This window comes from Bacillus sp. FJAT-44742, from assembly GCF_002797315.1.
Taxonomy (GTDB): domain Bacteria; phylum Bacillota; class Bacilli; order Bacillales; family Marinococcaceae; genus Thalassorhabdus; species Thalassorhabdus alkalitolerans.
Map to the genome: position 1 here is coordinate 2,568,833 of NZ_KZ454936.1, position 21,466 is coordinate 2,590,298.

21 protein-coding genes are annotated in these 21,466 nt (G+C 41.6%); 6 read left to right on the forward strand and 15 right to left on the reverse strand.

The genetic code is table 11. The annotated features are described in order from the left end of the window. Positions 1-3: 3 nt before the first annotated feature. The 4 genes from accD to dnaE all read right to left on the reverse strand — a co-directional run bounded on the left by accD (position 4) and on the right by dnaE (position 6,516). Positions 4-861, reverse strand: a complete 858-nt coding sequence (gene accD / locus CEF17_RS12785; RefSeq protein WP_100399861.1) for an acetyl-CoA carboxylase, carboxyltransferase subunit beta — start codon at positions 859-861, stop codon at positions 4-6. A 226-nt stretch (positions 862-1,087) separates the two neighbouring features. Continuing rightward, entirely contained in the window at positions 1,088-1,768 is a 681-nt protein-coding gene (locus CEF17_RS12790; protein WP_232725502.1) for a FadR/GntR family transcriptional regulator, read from the reverse strand. Between the two features lie 45 nt (positions 1,769-1,813). Next, positions 1,814-3,055: an NADP-dependent malic enzyme gene (locus CEF17_RS12795; protein WP_100399862.1), complete on the reverse strand. Its 1,242-nt coding sequence runs from the start codon at positions 3,053-3,055 to the stop codon at positions 1,814-1,816. A gap of 137 nt (positions 3,056-3,192) precedes the next feature. Next, positions 3,193-6,516 carry a DNA polymerase III subunit alpha gene (gene dnaE / locus CEF17_RS12800; protein WP_157843032.1) on the reverse strand — a complete coding sequence of 1,108 codons (3,324 nt, stop codon included), beginning with the start codon at positions 6,514-6,516 and terminating at the stop codon, positions 3,193-3,195. A gap of 154 nt (positions 6,517-6,670) precedes the next feature. Here dnaE and CEF17_RS12805 point away from each other — a divergent pair, with 154 nt between their 5' ends. The 3 genes from CEF17_RS12805 (at position 6,671) to CEF17_RS12815 (ending at position 7,874) form a co-directional block, all read left to right on the forward strand. Continuing rightward, positions 6,671-7,009, forward strand: coding sequence for a sporulation membrane protein YtrH (locus tag CEF17_RS12805; protein ID WP_100399864.1), 339 nt, complete (start codon positions 6,671-6,673; stop codon positions 7,007-7,009). After that, entirely contained in the window at positions 7,006-7,512 is a 507-nt protein-coding gene (gene ytrI / locus CEF17_RS12810) for a sporulation membrane protein YtrI (RefSeq protein ID WP_100399865.1), read from the forward strand. The genes CEF17_RS12805 and ytrI overlap by 4 nt, the downstream gene beginning before the upstream one ends. Positions 7,513-7,664: 152 nt before the next feature. Beyond that, positions 7,665-7,874: a hypothetical protein gene (locus CEF17_RS12815; RefSeq protein WP_198153392.1), complete on the forward strand. Its 210-nt coding sequence runs from the start codon at positions 7,665-7,667 to the stop codon at positions 7,872-7,874. A 136-nt stretch (positions 7,875-8,010) separates the two neighbouring features. Here the strand turns inward: CEF17_RS12815 and CEF17_RS12820 are convergent, their stop codons facing one another. Next, entirely contained in the window at positions 8,011-8,958 is a 948-nt protein-coding gene (locus CEF17_RS12820; RefSeq protein ID WP_100399866.1) for a DHH family phosphoesterase, read from the reverse strand. A 165-nt stretch (positions 8,959-9,123) separates the two neighbouring features. On the opposite strand from CEF17_RS12820, the gene CEF17_RS12825 reads away from it, so the two are divergent. After that, positions 9,124-9,435 (forward strand): YtpI family protein, encoded by a 312-nt coding sequence (locus CEF17_RS12825; protein WP_100399867.1) that lies wholly within the window; start codon positions 9,124-9,126, stop codon positions 9,433-9,435. 58 nt (positions 9,436-9,493) lie between these two features. On the opposite strand, the gene CEF17_RS12830 is transcribed toward CEF17_RS12825, so the two are convergent. The 7 genes from CEF17_RS12830 to CEF17_RS20065 form a co-directional block, all read right to left on the reverse strand. Next, positions 9,494-10,804, reverse strand: a complete 1,311-nt coding sequence (locus CEF17_RS12830; protein WP_100399868.1) for a CBS domain-containing protein — start codon at positions 10,802-10,804, stop codon at positions 9,494-9,496. Between the two features lie 207 nt (positions 10,805-11,011). Then, a complete protein-coding gene (locus CEF17_RS12835) occupies positions 11,012-11,695 on the reverse strand; it encodes a metal-dependent hydrolase (RefSeq protein WP_100399869.1) in 684 nt (227 codons plus the stop codon). A gap of 208 nt (positions 11,696-11,903) precedes the next feature. Then, positions 11,904-13,184 (reverse strand): TRAP transporter large permease, encoded by a 1,281-nt coding sequence (locus CEF17_RS12840; protein ID WP_100399870.1) that lies wholly within the window; start codon positions 13,182-13,184, stop codon positions 11,904-11,906. A 30-nt stretch (positions 13,185-13,214) separates the two neighbouring features. Further along, complete coding sequence (locus tag CEF17_RS12845) at positions 13,215-13,835, reverse strand: TRAP transporter small permease (protein WP_332835300.1); 621 nt, start codon at positions 13,833-13,835, stop codon at positions 13,215-13,217. Positions 13,836-14,067: 232 nt separating this feature from the next. Next, positions 14,068-14,445, reverse strand: coding sequence for a hypothetical protein (locus tag CEF17_RS12850; protein WP_100399871.1), 378 nt, complete (start codon positions 14,443-14,445; stop codon positions 14,068-14,070). A 45-nt stretch (positions 14,446-14,490) separates the two neighbouring features. Next, on the reverse strand, positions 14,491-15,264 hold the full coding sequence (locus tag CEF17_RS12855; RefSeq protein ID WP_100399872.1) for an SDR family oxidoreductase: 774 nt from the start codon (positions 15,262-15,264) through the stop codon (positions 14,491-14,493). A gap of 130 nt (positions 15,265-15,394) precedes the next feature. Beyond that, a complete protein-coding gene (locus CEF17_RS20065; RefSeq protein WP_157843033.1) occupies positions 15,395-15,547 on the reverse strand; it encodes a hypothetical protein in 153 nt (50 codons plus the stop codon). 144 nt (positions 15,548-15,691) lie between these two features. Between CEF17_RS20065 and CEF17_RS12860 the strand changes: the two genes are divergently transcribed. After that, complete coding sequence (locus CEF17_RS12860) at positions 15,692-16,132, forward strand: universal stress protein (protein ID WP_100399873.1); 441 nt, start codon at positions 15,692-15,694, stop codon at positions 16,130-16,132. Positions 16,133-16,178: 46 nt separating this feature from the next. On the opposite strand, the gene argH is transcribed toward CEF17_RS12860, so the two are convergent. Together argH and CEF17_RS12870 are read right to left on the reverse strand one after the other, a co-directional pair. Then, positions 16,179-17,564 (reverse strand): argininosuccinate lyase, encoded by a 1,386-nt coding sequence (gene argH / locus CEF17_RS12865; protein WP_100399874.1) that lies wholly within the window; start codon positions 17,562-17,564, stop codon positions 16,179-16,181. Next, positions 17,561-18,766, reverse strand: a complete 1,206-nt coding sequence (locus CEF17_RS12870) for an argininosuccinate synthase (RefSeq protein WP_100399875.1) — start codon at positions 18,764-18,766, stop codon at positions 17,561-17,563. The genes argH and CEF17_RS12870 overlap by 4 nt, the downstream gene beginning before the upstream one ends. A gap of 389 nt (positions 18,767-19,155) precedes the next feature. Here CEF17_RS12870 and CEF17_RS12875 point away from each other — a divergent pair, with 389 nt between their 5' ends. After that, positions 19,156-19,461, forward strand: a complete 306-nt coding sequence (locus tag CEF17_RS12875; RefSeq protein WP_100399876.1) for a hypothetical protein — start codon at positions 19,156-19,158, stop codon at positions 19,459-19,461. A 152-nt stretch (positions 19,462-19,613) separates the two neighbouring features. Here CEF17_RS12875 and ltrA read toward each other — a convergent pair whose 3' ends face one another. Next, complete coding sequence (gene ltrA, locus CEF17_RS12880) at positions 19,614-20,849, reverse strand: group II intron reverse transcriptase/maturase (RefSeq protein WP_100400860.1); 1,236 nt, start codon at positions 20,847-20,849, stop codon at positions 19,614-19,616. Positions 20,850-21,466 lie beyond the last annotated feature (617 nt).

Below are 21,466 nucleotides of genomic sequence, written 5' to 3' on the forward strand. Positions count from 1 at the left end.
TCCTTACTCTGTATCCGGTGTATGCAGATCTAGTATTTTTGCCAGAGTTTCCCGCATTTCCCCCCTGGGTACCACTTTATCGAGCTGTCCGTGTTTTAATAAAAACTCTGCAGTTTGAAAGTCTTGCGGAAGCTCCTCTCTAATGGTCTGCTCGATAATTCTTCTTCCGGCAAACCCAATTAAAGCCTTTGGTTCTGATAGGTTATAATCTCCTAAGGACGCAAAGCTGGCAGAAACACCGCCTGTTGTCGGATGAGTAAATACAGAAATATATAAAAGTCCTTCTTCTGACAGTCTTCTCAATGCAGAACTCGTTTTTGCCATTTGCATCAAGCTTAGTACACCTTCCTGCATCCGAGCTCCTCCTGAAGCAGAAAACATAATAAATGGAAGCCGCTTATCAATGGCCTGTTCTATTGCACGTGTAATTTTCTCACCGACCACAGAGCCCATACTTCCCATTCGAAACCTTGAGTCCATTACACTAATAATGCAGCGATACCCCTGAATTAACCCTTCTCCCGTAACGACCGCTTCATTTAATTCTGTTTTTTGTTTATCTTTTTCAAGCTTCTCTTCATAGTCAGGAAAAGAAAGTGGATTGGCAGATGACAAATATCCGTTTAATTCCACAAAGGTGCCTTCATCACATAAACACTCGATTCGTTCGTAAGCAGTCATAGAAAAATGATGTGCACAACTTTGACAGACCATGTCATTTTTCTTTAACTCTTTTGAATACACGATCGTTTTGCATTCAGGACACTTTGTCATAACTCCTTCATTCATCTTCCTCGGCTGTTCTCGTTCAGATGGAACCGTGGCATACTTTCTTTTTTTAGAGAAAAAATCTTTTAGCACACAGACACCTCCTTATCTATACGTAATGACTCCTCACCATTCTATTTAGCAATTAAAAAGGTTATTAGATAGATTATCATATCGCTTTAAAAAAACAACTCTTTCCCCTAAAGGGGACAGATCTTCCCTTTTTTCGCCCTGTTCACACCCAGCCTGTTTTTATGTACTCAGCATAGGGGAAATTGTAGAAAAAGGAGTTGTTTTACCCATAAAAAATTCTTGGAGCCTAAAATGCACTATTTTCTAAATGATCACTTAGTGCTTTAATCGCTTTATTCTCATCTCTGGATTTAAGTGCTTTGTAAATCTGGACATGTTCTTCATAGGAATGAGAGGGTCTTCCAGGCCTGGATAAAGATTCTTTTAACGCAGCTTTTGTGTACTCTACTAAGGGAATCCATATTTGATGCATTAAATGATTTCCTGAAAGTTTAACAAGCTTTTTATGAAAAAGATAATCTTCCTCAAAAGGAAGCGTACCACACTTCACTTTTCCCTCATATGAAGCAAGCAAATCCTCAAGCTCTTCGATTTCCTCTTGCCTTGCTCTGCAGCAGGCTAGACGAAGCGCTTCGACTTCTACTACTTTTCTTGTTTCTGCAAGGTCACGGCGGGCTTTTTCATCCTTAAGAATAAAAGAAGCAATTATTTCTACAAGGCGCTTTCCTCCTGCCTCTTTCATAAACGTACCTTCTCCACGCCTAGTTTCGATCAGGTCAAGAAGTTCGAGGGATCGGAAGGCTTCACGAACAGAAGAGCGACCGACATGAAGCCGATCACTCATTTCTCGTTCCGAGGGAAGTTTGTCTCCGCTCTTTAAGCCATTCGTATGAATCATTCGATTTATTTCCTTAATAACTTCAATGTATACCTTTTCTTGTGATGACATAATCATCATCACCGCCATATTTCAATTTTTCAACCAGGAAAACATCTTTATTATCGAATCATTTTATTGCTCTTTGTCAATAATTGAAAGTTCTCTAGTTTTCTCAGCTACTTTTTCAGGATCCACGTTCTTTCTGGCCACTCCTGTTTCCATAGCTGCTTTTGCTACAGCGGCAGCCACTGCAGGGGCAACTCTGCCATCAAATGGCGCCGGGATAACGTAATCAGGAGTCACGTCTCTTTCATCAATAAGTTCTGCAATTGCATAAACAGCTGCTTTTTTCATTTCTTCGTTAATGTGGGTTGCATTTACATCCAAGGCTCCGCGGAAAATTCCCGGGAATGCAAGAACGTTGTTCACTTGGTTAGGAAAGTCGGAGCGTCCAGTACCGACGACACTTGCTCCTGCTTCTTTTGCAGTGTCCGGAAGAATTTCAGGGTCCGGATTAGCCATGGCAAAGATGATCGGATCCTGGTTCATAGATTTAACCATTTCTTCGGTTAACGCCCCAGCTACGGATACACCAATAAATACATCAGTGTTTTTAACAACGTCCTCTAGTGATCCTTCTGCATTATCTTTATTTGTAACTTTAGCAATTTCAGATTTCACATCATTCATCCCGTATGAACGGCCTTCAAAAATGGCTCCCTTTGAGTCACATAAAATGACATCACGAACTCCGAGACGCTGTAGCAGCTTGATAATAGCAATACCTGCTGAACCAGCTCCATTGATAACGACACGAATTTCTGATAATGATTTTCCAGTTACCTTCAAAGCGTTAATTAAGCCAGCGGCAGTCACAATTGCTGTTCCATGCTGGTCATCGTGGAACACAGGAATATTTGCCTCTTTTTTTAATCTTTCTTCGATAATAAAGCAATTTGGAGCTGCAATGTCCTCTAAATTCACACCACCAAATGTCGGCTCAAGGAGTTTTACTGTCTCTACAATTTTATCGACATCAGAGGTACCAAGGCAGATAGGGAAAGCGTCCACTCCTGCAAAGGACTTAAAGAGAACAGCTTTTCCTTCCATTACAGGCAGGGATGCTTCAGCACCAATATTTCCAAGACCCAGTACAGCTGAACCATCAGAAACTACAGCAACCATATTGCCTTTCATTGTATAATCAAATACTTTCTGCTGGTCATCAAAGATTGCTTTGCATGGCTCAGCAACTCCCGGGGAATACGCCAAACTTAAGTCACGTGCATTTTGGACAGGCACCTTGGCTTTCGATTCCAATTTTCCTTGATTTACTTTATGAAGATGTAAAGCTTCTTCTCTTAACGTAGACACACTCTCCACTCTCCTTTTATGTGTTTAAGCAATTCATAAGTATATAAGGGACTATCCGTCCCATTCTGATCCATATTGGTCAGACCACTTGAAAAACTGTCCTTATTATAACAAAACTAAAGGAGTTGTTCACCCTTTTACTCTGCTTTTAAAACAACGTGTTCAGAAGATAAAATAAACTGTAACTGTGAAATGCACCTCTCTGTAGCATTCACGCGGTTTTCATCGGACAGCTGGATCATTTTTTTTTCTTTTTCATAAAAGAGTTGAACAGGCACAGGTCCCGGGTAAGAATTTATCACCTTCTTCACCTGCTGAAGGATTTGATGGTTGTCCTGCTCGGGACTGATTTTTAAATATAAATTCTTGCTTGCATCTTTTAAAAGGTCATCAAGGTGAAAGATGCTGTTTGCAAGAAGTTTATTTCCCTGGCTTTTTTTGTCCGGAACCCCAACGGCCAGTATGGGAGACTGAAGGGTAAGCAATGAACCTGCTCTGCGGTAAAGGTCTGGAAAGACTACAACGTCACAGACTCCTTCACCATCAGTCATACTCAAAAAAGCCATTTTCTGTCCAGTTTTAGTGCGGATGGTTGACAGTTGTTCGATAATCCCTGCCAAAGCTTTTGTTCCCCTGTCGCCACCAAGGTTCTCTGCAAGGGGCACTGGCTGAAACGGGGCAATTACTTTCTGATACTGGGAAAGGGGATGGCCACTTAGGTAAAACCCTGTCACTTCTTTTTCTCCTTCATATTTTTCAATGTCTGTAAAGGGCTCCTGATCTATATAGCGAAAATCGGCTTCTCCCTGTTCAAATAAACTGCCAATATCCCTCTGAAATTCCGCAAATTCAATAGCTGCATCCAAAGAAGCCAGTAAAACAGCCCTATCCTTCCCCAGCTCATCGAATGCACCAGCCTTAATCAAGGATTCTATCCCCCTGCGTTCAATACTGCCAGCATCCACCTTCATAAAAAAATCGATGAAGCTTTTAAAATTCCCCTTCATCCTTGCTTGAAGGATTGCTTTGACTCCATTTTTCCCTAGATGTTTAATTCCTATTAAGCCAAACACTATTTCTTCCCCAGCAGCCGAAAATCCCAATTGGCTTTTGTTGATTGAAGGAGGCGTAACTTGCAGCCCATGATGCTTGGCTTCTCTTAAGTACAGTCCTACCTTTTGAGAGTTATTTATATTCGTAGTAATGAGTGCTGCATAAAAGTCTGCCGGATAGTGAGCTTTAAGATAAGCCAACTGATATGCAATGAAACTGTATGCAACTGCATGGCTCCGGTTGAAGCCATAATCAGCAAAACGAACAACTAAGCTGTAAACTCTTTCAGCAGTCTCATTGCTAATACCTTGTTTGGCTGCCCTCTCTACGAAATGAAGGCGTTCTTTTTCAAGTATTTCTCTATCCTTCTTACTCACCGCCCGGCGTAAAAGGTCGGCTTCCGCTAAGGTATATCCTGCAAGTTCTTCTGCTATTTTCATGATTTGTTCCTGATAAATGATTACTCCGTAAGTTGGTTCCAGAATTGAGCGCAGCTTTTCATGAGGATATGTTATTGGTCTTTTGCTGTGTTTACCGTCAATATAGACAGGAATGTTCTCCATGGGACCTGGCCTGTAAAGTGCATTGACAGCGACTATATCCTCAAAGGAAGTTGGGTGAAGGTTTTTCAGCACTTGCCTCATTCCTTCTGACTCCAGTTGAAAGACTCCTGTAGTATCCCCCTTTGCTAAATACTCAAAGGTGAGTGAATCGTTTAATGGTATCTCATTTATGATCATTGTTTTGCCTGTTCTTCGTTTCACAGAGAGAATGATTTTCTCTATAAGCGTTAGGTTTTTTAATCCGAGAAAATCCATCTTCAGAAGTCCCAGCTCTTCGAGATCATTCATCGGAAATTGGGTAACTAACGTATCATTTTTCCTCTCTGAAAGTGCTGTAATCTCATAAAGCGGTGTCTGACTCATCACTATTCCAGCAGCATGAATAGATGTATGCCTTGGCAGGCCCTCAACTTTTGAAGCTAAAGCGAAAACAGCCTTGGCCTCTTTATCCTTTCGCAATATCTCGAGCAGCTCAGGATTTTCCTCAGCCGCTTTAGGTAAGCTTGTACTTTCAGGCGGGATCATAGAGGCTAATCGATCGATTAAGCCTTGAGGAGTCTCCAGAATCTTACCAACATCTCTTATCGCAGCACGAGCCCCAAATGTCCCAAACGTCACAATCTGTGCCACGTGGTTTTTTCCATATTTTTCAACAACATAAGAAATCACTTCTTCCCGGCGATAATCAGGAAAATCTATATCAATGTCGGGAAGTGAGATTCTCTCCGGGTTTAAAAAACGTTCAAAGATCAGGTTATATTTCAATGGATCTATTTCTGTGATAAACAATACATAAGCTACTAGAGATCCTGCTGCCGATCCTCTCCCAGGGCCCACAAGAATCCCCCTATTTTTTGCATAGGAGATAAAGTCCCATACAATGAGGAAGTAATCGGCAAACCCCATCTCGTTAATCGTTTCCAGTTCCTTTTGAAGGCGTTTTCTTATCTCTTCATTCAGGCTGCCGTACCTCTTCACAGCCCCCTCTTCACACAGCCTTTTCAGCTCTTTTTCTGTGCTTATTCCATGTGGAAGAGGGAATCTTGGCATGTTCAGTTCACCAAGAGGAAGCTCCCAGCTGCATCGGTTTGCAATGTTTTCTGTGTTTTGCAGGGCTTTTTCTGGAGCGCCTCTTTTTCTGATTCCCTCTTCTGTACAAAACCTTCCTCGAGAAGGGTCTGCATTCTCTTTAACTTCTTTTAGACTCTTTCCTTCTTTAATTGCTTCCAAGGCAGATCTGGTTTCATTTTCATCTTCGTCAATGACATGAACGTTAGCCCCAGCTGCCATGGGAATCTCAAACCTTTCCGCTGCTTTTTCCCAGGTTCGTTTTTCTCTCTCTGTTCCCTGAGGGGACCATTCCATATACAGGTAACCTTCAGAAAATAAGTGTTTGAGTTTGTCCACAAGGGAAAGGATCCTTTCTTTTTCCCTCTGCTGAATGGAAAAAAACAGTTCACTTTCGCCCCAGGGAATCAGGCATATGACTCCTTCCAGGCTTCCTTGAAGTTCTTCGAATGTAAGAAATGGTTCTGCTGCTTGCTTATTAGCTGTTGTAGCCAGCTGCAAAAGGTTTTGATATCCACTTTGGTTTTCTGCTAGAAATACCAGTGGATAGGCATTTTCTCGGCCTATTTGAATGTCCAGTTCAATGCCTGCTAAAGGCTTAATACCCTCCTTTTTACAAGCTTTATAAAAAGGGACAATTCCATGGAGGACGTTTTTATCTGTGATCGCTAAAGCGCCCATATTTAGTTTCTTAGCTCTTTGTACAAGTTCATCTATCCTGGCCGTACTTTTTAATAAACTGTATTCTGTATGAATATGTAAATGGACGAAAGCCAAATCAATCCGCCCTTTCTTTCTCGGTTATTACTATAAGTATGAAGAGCTTCCTCTTTGAAAACAAGCATATTCCTCTAAACAGGCAACTATATTTAGTAAAAGGACCCTTGTCCCCTTCCCCATAAATTGTGAGGAATAGAAAGGAGCAATAGCAATGCTGAACCGTGACTTTATTGCTACTCTGGTGATTGATTTCTTCGTCGCCTTTGGCGTCATTATAGGCGGTGCTATTATTGGAGGAATTGGCGCGTTCCTTATCGGAAAGCCTCCTTTATCAACTATTCATGACTTGGCCGCAAGCTTGAAAATCTGGGCTCTGGTAGCAGCTATCGGCGGTACATTTGATGCCATTACGTCATTAGAAAGAGGACTCTTTTACGGCACACATGATGACATGTACCGGACGATTTTTATGATTCTTGCAGCCTTAGGAGGAGCTAACACTGGCACAGTTCTTATTCAGTGGATTACGCAGGAGCATTTAAGCCCATGAGAATTCCTCCCTACTACAAACACCCTGGGTGGCAGCGTCTATTTGCTGGCTTCGTAATAGGCGCTCTCTTTGGATGGGGTTTTTTTTTATATGAATTTGGTGCAATTCATGAAAAATTGATTATAGATTTAAAAAAACAGCAGCTTACTATTGAAGCCCAACAGGAAACGATTGAAATGCTTAGAAGTGAAGAAAAAAAATTAAACGAAGAAAACGAAAAGAAATTAACCATTCAAGAAATCCTTGTATATTTCACAAACGAAGAAAGAATCCGTTTAAGCGAACTCACTCTCCATGAACTTAGACAGCAAATAGAAAATGAGCTGAAAGGCATAAAAAATAGTGACATAGAAAGTGTGGTTACAAATAAAGAACTAATGATAAAGACGATTGAAAACAAAGAATTCTTAGTAGGTGAGCAGTTGTACCATGTAAAAGTGGAACAAATATATATGTACACTACATTAGAACTACATCTAAAAATCAACCCCAAAAACCGCTAAGCACAATCGTTTTAAAAAATAATAAAAACAGGCTACAAAACTTGATATTTTAGTTATAATAGAGGGAAGAGTATAATGTAGAAGAGGCACCCTTGTTTATCAAATGTTGCCTTCCCTTGAACCTACCATTCACTTAGAGGAGGTGTGTTGGTTTGGATATGACTGGTAAGGAAATGGTCATGAACCGAAAAGAACTCGCGCTTCAGAAAGTAGATAAGATTAAAGCAGGATACTCTGCTTTTGCGGAATCGAAGGAAGTTACAGCCATGATACGAAAAGAACTTCAAAAACAAGGAATTGATGTGTACGAGGATATTACAGATTTAGGGTCCTGGTTTATACCGAGCAATAAAAAAGAATAATAGAACCCCGGCTTATCTGCCGGGATTCTTTCATTTTTGGCTCTGTAAGACCAAGTGTTTCCCCTTTGTAAAATTCCTCTCACTTAACAATACCACTCAAAAAACTAACAGTACTGGCGATGAGAAGCAAAGGCTCCTATATAAAGGAGTATTGCAGGCACTCTTTTTCAAGAAGAGAGATAATTTCTTTTGTTTCGGCTGTATTCCTTGCCTTTGCCCCTGCAGCCATAGGATGTCCTCCCCCATCAAATTGTGCAGCGACCTTATTAATGATCGGCCCTTTTGAACGAAGCCGCACACGATAACTTCCATCTTCGTTTTCTACAAAAAAGACCCAGGCCTTGATTCCTTCTACTTCACTAAATGAGTTCACCACTGCCGAAGATTCATTTAAAGACACCTTACATTCTTTCAGGAGACTTTGAGGTAAATACGATATCCCTAATCCGCTTTTCCGCATTTCAAAATCCTGCAGCACTCTTCCTTGAAAACGAACCAGATTTTCCGGCTTTTCATACATCTTTGTATATAGCTCAGTTCTGTCAAAATCAATTTTTATAAGTTCCGCTGTAAACTGGAGGGTCTTTGCTGTCGTGTTAGGAAATCGAAAACGACCTGTGTCCCCCACAATCCCTGCATAAAGAAGACGGGCTGACTCCTTTGTCAGGTTCCATTCCTCCTGAACCTCCATGTACAGCTCGGTGATCATTTCACTGGTGGAGCTTGCAGAAGTATCTACCCATACGATGTCGCCATAGGGCTCATCATTTGGGTGGTGATCAATTTTAATGATTTTATCACCTAGCCTATATCGCTTATCACTGACCCTCTCCTGGTTTGCTGTATCACATACAATGACAAGGGAGCCTTGATATGTTTTATCTTCCACAGTATCCATCTTCAGGAGAAAGGTTAAGGAAGGCTCTTCCTCCCCAGTCACATAGACCTCTTTTTCTGGAAAGGTGTCTTTTAGCAGCCGGGCAAGCCCTCCCTGTGAACCAAGGGCATCAGGATCCGGGCTTTCGTGGCGGTGAATAATGATCTTGTTATACATGTTGATCATTTCTATTATCTCTTTTTTCATCAATACCCCTCACTTTCATTCGTTACAACCAATGACGGCCCTGATTACTTACTATATCTTGTCACACAAATTTCATGCTGCCAAGTCGGCTTTTCTTAAAAAGCATTTGGCATTTTGAGTCGGGGAAGGTAAAATGAAAGACAGAAAACATCCAGGAGGGGTCCTATGACACAAATACTTGTCGTGATAATTGTCCTAGCTGTTGCTATGTATATATTTTATAAAGCAAAAGTTATCCGAACGAAAGCTCCCGCCGAGAAAAGGTGGCAGCAAATGAAAGCCACGATGGCTTTGGGAACGTTTGTCGCAGCTTTTGGTTTAAACCTTGCCTTAACGCCAAGAAGCAATCTCGAATTGATTATTGGCCTCGTATTCATCCTGCTTGGAGGAGCAAATGTTTTACTAGGATACAAAGGCTATAAGCACTACCTTCCTTTTGTCGAAAAAGAAGCAGAAGATGCACGTGTGAAAGCATAAGGCTACGTTTTTAAAGCATGACCGGCAGCTAAGACGCCGGCTCATGCTTTTTTCTATTCTATCTTTCTAAAAGCTGTGCCATTAACAAAGCTTTACCTACAATCTTTCCTTCATGGTACAACTCTACATCCATTTTCCCGTATTTTCTCCCTACTTCAAGCACTCTTCCTTTTGTTTCAATGGTACTTTCTATCTGGACAGGCTTAATGAAATACAGTGTAATATTTTCTACAACCAGGTCTCCTCTTTTGTATTGCCGGAGGACTCTGCTGCCTGTTTCTGTAACGAGGGTGGTAATAACACCGTATGAAAGCATACCTAGGTGATTGGTCATTTGAGGAGAAACTTCACATTGGAAGTCATATTCAGAGCCTGTAGTTGTATCATGAAACCTGCTTGTAATTGTATCTTCAATCGTTTCACCAACATGGGGCTGCCGTTGGATCATCTGCAAAGCTTTTAACACGTCTTGTCTGCTGATGACACCAAGAAGCTTACTGTGGTGATCAATAACAGGAAGCAGTTCAATTCCTTCCCAAACCATCACATGAGCTACGGAAGCAATGGATGTTCTTTCATTCACTGTAATTGGCGATTTAGTCATTACTTTTTCGATAGGAATGTGATACTGAGCTCCCAGTACATCCTTGGCTGCAACCATTCCTTTTACTTTCATGTCTTCATCTATGACAGGATAGCGGCTGTGGCCTGTCCGCTCGTTTAGTTCATGCCACTTTTCTACTGTATTCTCTGTGGTCATAAAGTAGGTATCCTGAAGAGGAATTAAAATGTCATCAACGACTGCAATTTCCTTTTTAATCAACTGATCATATATCGCCCGATTAATCATTGCAGCGACAGTAAAGGTATCATAGCTCGTTGTAATGACAGGCAGTTCAAGCTCATCCGCCAGTTCAATCACATCTTCGTTTGTATCAAACCCTCCTGTAATGAGAACAGCCGAGCCTGCCTCGAGAGCAAGCTTATGTACTTGATAACGGTTCCCTACAATTAAAAGATTTCCTGCTTCTACGTACCTCATCATTGCCTCAAGCTTCATCGCGCCGATGACAAACCGATTTAACGTTTTGTGCAGTCCATTCCTTCCTCCAAGTACATGCCCGTCCACTATGTTAACAACTTCAGCGTATGTCAGTTTTTCAATATTGTCCTTTTGCTTCTTTTCTATCCTAATTGTCCCCACTCGCTCAATGGTTGTTACCAGGCCTTGATTTTCTGCATCCTTAATCGCCCTGTAAGCTGTTCCTTCACTTACATTCAGAAACTTTGCAATTTGGCGCACTGAAATTTTCTCTCCCACGCCAAGTTCAGTAATATGCTGTAAAATTTGTTCGTGCTTGGTTGCCACTGGAAGCCCCCCTTGTCAGTTATCTGATCTGTTTCATTAAAATGCGGTCACTGTACTACTTTTCATTATAAAGTTGGGGGTCTTGTAAATCAAGACACGGAAGAACCAACCTTACGTTGTTTTATATCAGGTTGATTAAGTGTCTTTAAAAATACACAAAAAGACACCCTCTGCTTTAAGAGCAGAGGGCTATTGCTGGGGAAAAGTCTACAGTTCGATAGATTCTCCAGCTTCTAATGCTTTCCCTTTCGTATCTTCAAGAGAATCTACGAATTTCTTGGGGTCCTGTTTAATCACAGGCATAGTGTTATAGTGCATAGGAACGGTGTACTCAGGGCTAATCCATTCTACAGCTGTCTTGGCATCTTCCGGTCCCATGGTGAAGTTGTCACCAATAGGCACAAACAGCAAATCTACTTTTGTGCGTTCTGCAATTAATTTTATGTCAGAGAAAAGCCCTGTATCCCCCATATGGTAGATTGTTTTCCCTTCTGCTGTAAATAGGATTCCTGCCGGCATGCCTGTATATACAATGCGCTGGTTTTCTTCTTCTGTGTAAGCAGAGCCATGGAAGGCTTGTGTAAGCTTAACATGACCGAAATCAAAATCGTGGCCCCCGCCAATGTGCATTGGATGGGTATTTACCCCTTGCCATCCTAAATAAGTAGCCAATTCAAAAGGAGCTACTACGAGTGCATCATTCTTTTTTGCTAACTCTACCGTATCTCCTACATGATCATTATGTCCATGGGTAAGCAGGATCACATCTGCCTCTACGTTTCCCGCTTCTAAATCACACATACCATTCCCTGTAATAAAAGGATCAATTATGATTTTCTTTCCGTTCGTTTCAATAGCTACAACAGAATGTCCATGATAAGTAACTTTCATTCGAAACACTCCCTTACTTTCATAGTATAGTGGAAAAATTCCCTATTCCTTACTTAACATAATTTTCCCTCTATTTCAAAGTTTCCTTTTCAATTCAAAGGTTAAACCTCTCCTTTTGTCAAACCCGGTTACTAGTTTTGCATAAAAAAACTGCTCCCAATTGTAATATGTTACGAACAATTGGGTTCAGTTCAGCTTGTCTTGTATTCTAGTTTCTAAATTGCGGCAAGTAGGTGGAAAGTTCCGGAATAAAGATAATAATTAGTAAAGTTAAAATCATAGCGACAAAGTAAGGGACTACAGCCTTGGACAGTGATTCAATTGAAAGGCCGGAGATCCCCGCTCCTACAAATAAATTAACCCCAAGGGGAGGAGTAATAAATCCTACTGCTAAGTTAACAATCATAATAATTCCGAAATGAACAGGATCATACCCTAAATTAACGGCAATCGGAAGTAAAATAGGGGTAAGTATGATTATAGCAGCGAGCGTATCCATGAAGCACCCTACAACAAGAAGGAGTACTGTTATCATAAGTATGATAATAAGTGGGTTTTGAGATACTGACATCATGCCTTCAGCTACTTGATTAGGAATTTGTTCAACTGTTAGCAGGCGTCCAAAGGCAGTAGCAGTCCCTACTATAATAAGGACGGTAGCCGTAGTTAAAGCCGCATCAGCAAATACCTTAGGAAGCATTGTAAGCTTAAGTTCCCGGTAAAGCACGATCCCGGCAAACAACCCGTAAACCACAGCGACAACAGCTGCTTCAGTAGGAGTGAAAACTCCCCCGTAAATTCCTCCTAAAATAATAACAGGAATTAACAAAGCCCATTTAGCATCCCATACAGCTTTTCCTATTCCTTTTATTGAAGTTTTTTTCTCAAGGCCCCTGTATCCCATCTTTTTGGAATATAAGTAAGCATAAAGAATAAGAGCTCCTCCTACAAGTAAACCGGGGATAATCCCCGCAATAAATAAATTGCCGATTGAAGTACTTCCTGTTACCCCGTATATAACCATAGGTATACTCGGGGGAATAATGACTCCAAGTGAGCCGGCTGCAGCTACGGTAGCCGTTGCGAACTTTTTATCATATCCCTGCCTTACCATAGCAGGAATCATAATTCCCCCTATAGCTGCAACTGTAGCGGGTCCAGAACCCGAAATTGCTGCAAAAAACATACAAGTAATAATTGTGGCAATAGCAAATCCTCCTGTTTTGTTTCCTACAAGAGAATTGGCTACATTAAATAACCTTTCAGACACCCCGCCTTTCCCCATAATTTCGCCAGCTAGTATAAAAAAAGGCACAGCCATTAACGGAAATGAATCTATCGAAGTAATTAGTCCTTGGACTAAAAACTCAACTGGCAATGTCCCTGAATAAATAATAGCTATTAACGAAGCAAGACCTAAAGCGATCCCAATAGGAACGCTAAGGAGCAAAAAGAAAGCAAAGCTGCCAAATAAAACTAAAGTAGTCAATATATTTCCTCCCTTCCTTTGAGGTCATTCTTAGCCTCTGCTTCCTTTAAATTTCTCAGGCAGGGGTTGTTCTACATCTCCTCTTTCTAAAGCGTCATCAAGTTCTGTTTTTACGTAAAACTCTTCTTTTCCTAATAGGGCCTTTAGCTGCAAATACATTTGCTGAATGATCCTGACAGCTGTTAAGCTCATCCCAATTGGCGCAGCCGCGTATACCACTCCCATAGGCAGGTTCAAGGAAGGTGATGTTTGCCCAAACAATAATAAGCTTTCCGTTATTCTATAGCCATATATTACTACAAACACGGCAAATGATAAGAAACATAGATTAGCTGCCATGTGTAATAAAATCTTGCCTCTTTCTTTTAAAAGTAAAAGCAAGACATCAACTTTAATATGTCTCTGTTTTTTCACTCCATAACTTATCCCGATATAAACTAGCCAGATAAAGCAGTACCTTGCCAGCTCTTCAGACCATGCTAATGAACTGCCTAAAAAATACCGCATAAACACCTGGAGAGCAATAACACCTACCATAATACCTGTAAATATGACAAGTAGCAGTTCCTCCAGGTGCTTATCTAAATATGTAACGATTCTCATCACTTTGCCTCCTTTAAACAGGACAATTTCTCCCGTTTCTGCTGACACGAAGGCGTTTCCACTACTAAATAAGCAGTCTCCATTCCCTCGGCTGCATCCACTATGACGTTGGGGTTTTTCCTTACATTATTATATGACAAAAAATTTGTTTTTCAATGAATTTTTAGAAATCAAAGCCTGCAACAGTAATAAAAAATACCTCTTCCCTCACTGTAAACATTAGAGGAAAGAGGTATTTTCATTTATTTACATCATATCAGGTATAAAGGCTCTTTTCTTTTTAATTCTTTTCCCAAACCCAGCTGTATAACTGGCTTTCTCCGTTTCTCCACCGTATATCAAAACGCTCTAAATCCGGAAAGGGACCGTTTTTAAGGCGGACTGCTAACTCTTCAGCCTCTGCTTCTTCAGATAAATCAAGCAAAGCAAAAACTTTTTCTACATTAGGTTTCGCCTTCTCACCATGAAGGACTTTGTCACCATGATGCCATTCATATGTTCCTGGGCTGTCAAATTCCCAATGATAAACGTCTCCATCAGCCTCAAGAGTTACCCGAAAAGAGAAATTTTCCATTAATTCATCGGCATAGACTACTGATGGAGCAAAAATACCACAAAGCAGAAATGCCATTGTCAAAAATACCGGCAAGCTTCTCATGAAATCACCTCATCCATAATTTGCCGATATTTTTTTATTTTATACTTATTCCTCTGCTTTTCCCCTGTATTTATGCAGAACGTCTACTCCCCCTGTTACTTCTATTACTGATCCTGTGATCATATCCGAATCTTCCTCGCATAAGAACGCAATCGTCCTTGCAATGTCTCCACCGGTTCCCGGCCTCCCTACCGGTGTTATGTTATCGGTTTTCCCTTTCGCCTCCTGAATACTTGCCTCTTTATTCTCTTCAGTAATTACCCCTGGACAAACCATGTTCACGGTGATACCATTTTCGGCTTCTTCCAGTGCAACTGACTTCATTAGAGAAACAAGACCTACTTTGGACGCAGCATAAGCAGAACGGTACAGCCATCCAGGTGCGTCGCCGGCCCCCTGGAACCCATATGTAATGATCCTTCCATACTTCTGCTCGCGCATGTGGGGAACAACATGCTGAAATAGATAAAACATAGAAGTCAGGTTCCCGTCTACCATTTCATGCCACTCTTCCGGCTTATAATCCATTAACTTTTTCCGTTCAAATACATAAGGTCCAGCATTATTCACTAACACATCAATTCGTCCAAACCGGTTTACTCCTTCACTTACAATCCGTGCTAAATCTTCTTTTTTTGTTACATCTCCCTGAACGATATGTATTTGACCAAGCTTATCGTGGTATTGCTCTTTTAAGGCCTGCACTGCCCGTATGTCGCTTCGGTAACTCACGGTCACAGCGTACCCTTTATTTAAAAACGTCTCCGTGACTTTTCTCCCCAAGCCTTTTGAGCCTGCAGTGATAATTGCATGACGCATGGAAGCTCCTCCTTCGACCCAGCGTTCCTAGTTCTCTCTTTCTTAAATCATACTATGAGTTAAATTTTAAATTCAAATATTCACTCTTCCCTAGTAAGAAAGCCCTCTGAAGACAGAGGGCTTGTCCACTCTATGCTTTCATGTTTGCAGAGTGGCCTTCTTCATTGGTCTCAAGACGCTGAGAAGTGTCCGAGCCAACATGGTAATAGTCCAAAAGTTGATTATGGACATATTCTTCCCCTTCATGCTCATAGTGAAATTGCTGCTTTTGTTGTTTATCCACTCTTCATCTCTCCCTTCTGAGGATGGTTCCCTCGTTTTATAAGATGAGCTACTATCAGTTTTTTTATGACAGTTCAAAATGTAACCCCTTACATGGTATAATAGATTAATAGAATGGGTATATCACAAAGGGGGTGAAGGTAACATGTCTCAATACAAAAAAATTTTAGTCGCCGTGGATGGTTCGAAAGAAGCCAAAAGGGCTTTACAGCGTTCTTATTTATTCGCTAAAGAAAACAAGGCAGAATTAGTGATCGCTCATATTATTGATACACGTACCTTTGCTACTATTGAACAATACGACCGCACAGTGGTCAGCAGGGCAGAAATGTATGGAAAAGACCTGTTGGATCAATATAAAACAGAAGCTGAGGCTGCCGGTGTGGAAACCGTCAGCACAATCGTCGATTTTGGTTCACCTAAAGTGAAAATCCCAAAAGACGTAGCAAAAAAAGTGGAGGCAGATCTTATTATCACTGGAGCAACTGGATTAAATGCGGTGGAGCGCATGTTAATCGGCAGTGTATCAGAAGCGATCGCACGCCACGCAAAATGCGATGTTCTTATCGTACGTAAAGACTCATAATGTACATGATGTAAAAAAGCGGATGTCCTTTTTGGACACCCGTTTTTTATTGTTCTTTTTGATTAACTTTTTCTTTGCCTGATTCAATCGCTTTTTTGACTTGTTCAAAGCCCGTTCCTCCAGCACTGTTTCTTCTCTCCACAACAGTCTTGGGCTGAAGAACATTGTAAATGTCTTCTTCAAACAACGTACTTGCATCCTTATATTCATCAAAGGAAAGATCCAGAAGATATTTGTTTTGTTGAATACATTGAAGGACAAGCTTCCCTACAACCTCATGTGCTTCTCTAAACGGCATTCCTTTTCCGGCAAGATAATCAGCCAGCTCAGTTGCATTGGAAAAATCAGAATGAGTGGCGTTTATCATTTTCTCTTTATTAACAGTCATCGTTTCAACCATGCCAGTAAAGATTTTCAGTGAACCAGTAAGTGTAGTAACGGCATCAAATACGCCTTCCTTATCCTCTTGCATGTCTTTATTATAAGCTAAAGGCAGTCCTTTTAACGTTGTTAATAAAGAAAACAGGCTTCCATATACCCGACCGGTTTTGCCCCGAATCAATTCAGCCATGTCCGGGTTTTTCTTTTGAGGCATAATACTGCTTCCAGTCGCAAACGTGTCATCCAGCTCTATAAACTGAAATTCCTGGGTTGACCAGAGAATAAACTCTTCTGCCAAACGGGAAAGGTGCATCATAATCGTTGAACCCGTACCGAGAAACTCAATAATAAAATCCCTGTCACTTACAGCATCCAGGCTGTTTTCATAAATGCCGTCAAACTCTAAAAGCTCAGCAGAAAATACACGATCAATAGGGAAAGTAGTACCTGCCAGGGCACCTGCCCCCAGAGGGGACACATTTATTCTTTTCAGGCCATCTTCAAGGCGTGAGTAATCACGCTCAAGCATCCAGAAATATGCCATTAAATGATGAGCGAAAGAAACAGGCTGTGCACGCTGTAAATGTGTATACCCTGGAATTAACGTCTCGACATGCTCCTCAGCCTGGCCGAGAATGGCTTTTTGAAACTGTTTTATAAGTTCCATAATTTCTTTTGTATGGTTTCGTAAATATAAGTGAATATCTGTAGCTACCTGATCGTTTCTGCTTCTTCCCGTATGAAGCTTGCCTCCTACGGAACCTATTTCATCAATCAGCAGCTTTTCCAGGTTTAAATGAATATCTTCATTTTGCACAGAATATTCAAGCTCATTATTTTTTGCTTTTTTTAAAAGCGTATGTAATCCTTGTTGAATCTTTTCTCCTTCTTCTTTAGAAAGGATTTCACACTTTGTCAGCATTTTTACATGAGCAAGACTTCCCTGGATGTCTTCTTCCACTAACTTTTGATCAAAAGGGATGGATGCCCCAAAGGCATCCACCCACTCTTCTGCACTCTTTGTGAAACGTCCTCCCCAAAGCTTGGTCATACGTTTACACCCTTTTTATTTACCATGCTTTGAACCTTGGTAGGCAGACCCCATAGGGAAATAAACCCTACTGCCGCACTATGGTCAAACTCGTCATCTGGTGTATAGGTTGCAAGCTTCTCATTGTACAGGGAGAATTCTGACTTTCTGCCTTCTACTACTGCATGCCCTTTAAACAATTTCACTCTGACTACGCCAGTGACGTTTTTTTGCGTCTCAGCAAGGAATGCTTGAAGGGCTGGAGTAAGCTGAGAGAACCATAGGCCGTTATAAATAACTTCTGTAAGCTTTTGTTCAATCATGGGCTTAAAATGTGCTACTTCTTTAGCAAGAGTAAGGTCCTCTAGTTCTTTGTGTGCTTTAATTAACGTCATAGCACCCGGACACTCATATACTTCTCTTGACTTAATCCCTACCATTCTGTTTTCTACATGGTCGATTCTGCCAACACCGTGCTTGCCGGCTATCTCATTCAAGTAAAGGATAAGGTCATCAAGCTGATAAGCTTTACCATCAATGGCTACAGGCTTCCCTTGCTGGAATTCAATTTCAATGACTTCCGCTTCGTCAGGAGTCTCTTCTAGAGGCTTGGTCAGCTCATAAGCTCCTTCTGGAGGCGTTGCCCATGGGTCTTCAAGAATTCCACACTCATTACTTCTTCCCCAAAGGTTCTGGTCGACAGAGTATGGGTTGTCTAAATTCACGGGTACAGGCACATTGTTTTGTTTGGCGTATTCGATTTCTTCATCTCTTGACCAGCCCCAGTCTCTTACAGGTGCAAGGACTTCAAGGTCTGGATTTAGTGCCTGGATAGATACTTCAAACCTTACCTGGTCGTTCCCTTTTCCAGTACATCCATGAGCCACAGCATCGGCTCCTGTCTGTTCAGCAATTTCTACAAGCTTTTTAGAAATGAGAGGTCTGGACAAAGCCGATACAAGCGGATACTTCTGCTCATATAATGCATGTGCTTGAAGTGCAGGAAGAACGAAGTCTTCCGCGTATTCTTTCTTTGCATCAATTGTATAAGACTGAATAGCGCCTACCTTCAACGCTTTTTCTTTTACGAAATCCAAATCTTTTCCTTCACCGACGTCAAGTCCTACCGCTACTACGTCCCATCCTTGGTCAGTAAGCCACCGGATCGCTACTGATGTATCTAATCCTCCAGAATATGCAAGTACTACTTTCTTTTTACTCATTAATAATCCCTCCGTGTATATCGTGAATATAAATACCTTAGTAATTATTTTTATACATTCATTTTCAAAGAAATAAGAGGAAGCTCCTCTTTGTTTTTAATGCATGTTTTTTCAATTCAACTTATGTTTATTCAATACTTTACCACATACTTATATTTTTGCAATAGGTATCGAGAAAAAATTTTAAAAAATATAAATCCTGTTAATTCAACTTGCTCCCTGCCCTTGCCCGCTGCAATGTCGCAAGCCTTCTTTATCATATAATCAGGCAGGTAAAAAAGTCTACAGAGAATTTCATTTCTTTTTATTGAAGTTGTTCCTTGCTTTGTCCAAGCTTTTGGTTGTTTATGATAAAATAGCAAAAACGTGTACAGTTAGGAGGGTTCCCGTTGCCATACCGATTTATTCATGATCAAAGACTCGGCATTTCTCTTCCTCAATTAGAAACTGAGTGGGAGAATTATTCTCCAGCCTGTCAGGAAGTAATCCTGGAAAAGTGGGAGGAAATACGAGGGAAAATTCCTGAGCGTATACAAGAAATTGAGAACATCATTAATAAGAAACAAGCAATGCTTGATAAGGAAGAAGACTTTGAAACCTCTTGCAGGCTGAATCTGGAAATCGCGGAATTGGCTTCAATTATAAATGATCTTTGGATCTGGTATCGAACAACTCAGCACATCACGTTACATTAAAGCTCGCTTTGAATCGAATAGATAATAAAAAGTTACTAAAAAGAAGCTGGGACAAAACTCAGTTAATCGAGTAGGAGGAGGTGACTAACCTCCGTCCTCTCACACCACCGTACGTACGGTTCCGTATACGGCGGTTTCATAAAATTCTAACGTTAATTCAATGATTTCAAACCCATACGCTGCCAATAATGGTCATTGAGTGTGCGATGGAGAATAGGGCTGCTGGCTATACGCCAGTAGCCTTTTCTTGTGTTTCCCCATTCCAAGGCTTTCGCCTTTGTCACTCCCAGTGCCATCAGATTCTTCACCTTTGTTTTGGGCAGCTTCCATTCCTTCCATCGAATCATTCGGAGTCTTCTTCTCAACCATTCCATCAGTCTTTTGAAAATGGATGGCGTTTCTGCCAACTGAAAGTAGTTATACCATCCTGTAAGAAATGTATTGATTTTCTCAATTCGGTATTTCATATCGGTACTCCATTTTCGACTTGTCAGTTGACGCAGACGTTCCTTAGCCTTATGAACCGAATCATTATGGACACGCACTCTAGCCTTACCTTTCACCGAAGGTGTAAAGCTGAATCCGAGAAACTTACGTTTCCACGGGCGGCTCACCGCACTTTTCTCTCGGTTTACCTTGAGTTTTAACGTCTTTTCGATGAAAGTTGTCATATTCCTGAGGATTCGCTCGGCGGCTCGTTTAGAACCTGCATATATTTGGCAGTCATCGGCAAACCGAACGAAGCGAAGCCCTCTGGATTCCAATTCTTTATCCAGTTCATCGAGCACAATATTAGAAAGGAGTGGGCTTAATGGACTTCCCTGTGGTGTTCCTTTTCGGTTTGGGGTCGTGAGCCCACCTTCCATAATGCCTGCTTGGAGGTATTTTCGGATAAGACGAAGCACCCGGGGGTCTTTAATGCGGAAGCTTAGCGTTCGCATCAACCGGTCATGGTTAACCTGGTCGAAGAATTTCTCGAGGTCGATGTCTATCACCCAGGTGTACCCCTCATTGATATAGGCTTTCGCCTGTCTCACCGCATCATGTGCTCGCTTTCCTGGTCGGAACCCATAGCTTTGCGGAGAAAACTTAGGGTCATACATCGATTGAAGATAGAGGTTGAGCGCTTGTTGGATCGTACGATCCATCACCGTAGGGATACCTAACTTCCGTTTGCCTCCGTTCGTTTTCGGGATTTCGATTCGACGGACGGGAGACGGTTGGTACGTACCCTTCAGAAGTTGGTCGTGGATGGTGTCCCATTCTTCCGAAATCTGAGCTTTCAGTTCGGAAGTGGGAACTCCATCAACGCCGTGACTTCCTTTATTCTTTGTCACCTTGTAGTAGGCGGCATTCAGATTGTTTCGGTGTAGAATGTGTTCCAACATGTTGCTCACCCTCCACGTGACCATTTCGTTCTTTTGTGTGGCGACCATCCTCCACCCTACCTGCGCCCTCGAAGACTTCACTTCTCTTTCGTAGGTAGTTGGTCTATTCTGTGTCAGCGGATGACGCGTACGCCAGGGAAATGGTACTCATTTTATGATTCAGCCCTTCCCTTACCTTCCGGAAGGTAAGGTACTATGGCTTCGGCTGACTTCTGATGGTTCAGCGATTCTTTGAGAATCGGTTACCGCATGTGTGCGGCGTTCCCATCAGACCTCCCCGGGTAAGGGCATAAACTTCCCTTCCATATCCCCGCCTCATTTACTGTCTATCCCTTTGGTCGTTGGGGCTTTGTCTTGTATTGCAGACTCATCCCAGACAGACAGCCTTCTATGAGGTTCGTATTCCTCGGGGCGGAAGTTTGTCTCCGGCTTCCTTCAGATTCCAGGTCACCCTGGACACCCTTGCCTTTGACTAGCGGTTACAACGACCTTCACCGTTCGGGACTTTAACCCTAGAGTTTATACCCATGCCGGGCACACAATAGAAAGGCCTTCACCGTCGGTGAGGGCCCTTACTTATATTATAATTCTGTTGGTTGATTGTTAAAAATACACTC

What these genes read in the sequence shown, in the direction of transcription:
- CEF17_RS12790 (WP_232725502.1), bottom strand. Translation starts at nt 1,768, where the DNA reads ATGGCGGTGATGATGATTATGTCATCACAAGAAAAGGTATACATTGAA.
- CEF17_RS12805 (WP_100399864.1), top strand. Translation starts at nt 6,671, where the DNA reads ATGCTGAACCGTGACTTTATTGCTACTCTGGTGATTGATTTCTTCGTC.
- ytrI (WP_100399865.1), top strand. Translation starts at nt 7,006, where the DNA reads ATGAGAATTCCTCCCTACTACAAACACCCTGGGTGGCAGCGTCTATTT.
- CEF17_RS12820 (WP_100399866.1), bottom strand. Translation starts at nt 8,958, where the DNA reads ATGAAAAAAGAGATAATAGAAATGATCAACATGTATAACAAGATCATT.
- CEF17_RS12825 (WP_100399867.1), top strand. Translation starts at nt 9,124, where the DNA reads ATGACACAAATACTTGTCGTGATAATTGTCCTAGCTGTTGCTATGTAT.
- CEF17_RS12835 (WP_100399869.1), bottom strand. Translation starts at nt 11,695, where the DNA reads ATGAAAGTTACTTATCATGGACATTCTGTTGTAGCTATTGAAACGAAC.
- CEF17_RS12850 (WP_100399871.1), bottom strand. Translation starts at nt 14,445, where the DNA reads ATGAGAAGCTTGCCGGTATTTTTGACAATGGCATTTCTGCTTTGTGGT.
- CEF17_RS12855 (WP_100399872.1), bottom strand. Translation starts at nt 15,264, where the DNA reads ATGCGTCATGCAATTATCACTGCAGGCTCAAAAGGCTTGGGGAGAAAA.
- CEF17_RS12860 (WP_100399873.1), top strand. Translation starts at nt 15,692, where the DNA reads ATGTCTCAATACAAAAAAATTTTAGTCGCCGTGGATGGTTCGAAAGAA.
- argH (WP_100399874.1), bottom strand. Translation starts at nt 17,564, where the DNA reads ATGACCAAGCTTTGGGGAGGACGTTTCACAAAGAGTGCAGAAGAGTGG.
- CEF17_RS12870 (WP_100399875.1), bottom strand. Translation starts at nt 18,766, where the DNA reads ATGAGTAAAAAGAAAGTAGTACTTGCATATTCTGGAGGATTAGATACA.
- ltrA (WP_100400860.1), bottom strand. Translation starts at nt 20,849, where the DNA reads ATGTTGGAACACATTCTACACCGAAACAATCTGAATGCCGCCTACTAC.